The sequence below is a fragment of the Paenibacillus sp. P4_E11 genome, assembly GCF_056401635.1.
The window spans coordinates 1-1,367 of the sequence record NZ_JBFUIX010000477.1 but is presented as its reverse complement, the minus strand read 5'-3'; the positions used below and the strand labels follow the sequence as shown (position 1 = coordinate 1,367).

Genomic DNA, 1,367 nt, shown 5'->3' with positions numbered 1-1,367 from the left:
GCCTCTGAACTTATAGGGATGAGGGAGAGAAGAGATGAAAGCCACGTCACCAGCTCCTCGGCTAAACTTTTTTACAACTCAAAAAGCAAGGGCGCCGACTAACATCAATAGTGCATCCTTATTACAATAATTCTTATTGATGATAATAACAAGGAACCACGTATTAAGACAATAATTCAAGCTAGGGAGGTAGTGGTTCAGTGGAATTACCAACGAAAGAAATAAGCGCCCCAATTTATAAGACGGATAAAGTCAACATAAAGAAAGAGTTAAAGAAAAACTATGACTTGTATTTATACTTAATACCTGCATTTGTTTTCTTTATCGTCTTTAGTTATATACCCATGCTAGGTCTAGTCATCGCCTTTAAGGATTATAACATTTTTAAAGGTATCATAGAGAGTGATTGGGTGGGATTGCAAAATTTTAAAGACATGGTCCAACTGCCTGATTTTACAAAATGGGTGAGAAATACGCTCACGCTGAATATTGTTGGATTGATCTTTGGGTTTCCAGCACCGATTATTCTAGCGATTATGTTGAATGAGATCCGTGCCAAATATTTCAAGCGTATCAGTCAATCTCTCTTGTATTTACCGCATTTCTTGTCCTGGATCATTCTTGGAGGGATGATTTATCAGATATTGTCACCCAAGCATGGTATCGTAAATGAAATTATGCGATGGGTTGGTTTGCCTGAAGTTTATTTTATGTCAAGCCAACCATGGTGGATTGCCATCTACACCATGTCGTCCATATGGCAAGGGGCAGGGTGGGGAACGATTCTGTACCTCGCTGCAATGACAACAATCGATCCTTCTCTCTATGAGGCTGCAATCATGGACGGAGCGGGAAGGTGGAAGCGCATTAAGCATATTACAATACCTGGTATTATGCCAACCGTTGCCATATTACTTATTTTTAATATTGGGGGCATGGTATCGATCGGATTTGAACACCCTTATGCTCTAGCGAATCCAATTGTCAGCGATGTGTCTACTGTTATCAGTATCGGTATGTATGAATTGGGTATTCGACAAGGTTCATTCTCGCTTACAACGGCGGTCGGCATGGTTCAATCCGTTATTAGTCTAATACTTATCCTGATTGCCAACTATACGGCAAGAAAGCTCGGTCATGAAGGATTGTGGTAGACAAGACGCTTTCATATTATTCAGGGAGGAAACAAGATGCAGAATACAAGCACGCCAAGAAAAAGAAGGCGGCTAATGGGCACAGATTCTGGCTGGGACATTAGCTTTCATATCGTCAACTATTCATTGATCACATTTTTTACATTTCTCTGTTTATTTCCATTCTTAAATGCAATTGCCAATGCATTCAGCAGCAATTCGGCTATCCAGACC

1 protein-coding gene is annotated in these 1,367 nt (G+C 40.3%); it reads left to right on the top strand.

The window, feature by feature from the left end; all coding sequences use genetic code 11:
• Window positions 1-200 precede the first annotated feature (200 nt).
• Window positions 201-1,154, top strand: coding sequence for an ABC transporter permease (locus AC1DWB_RS35255; protein ID WP_477545721.1), 954 nt, complete (start codon window positions 201-203; stop codon window positions 1,152-1,154).
• Window positions 1,155-1,367 lie beyond the last annotated feature (213 nt).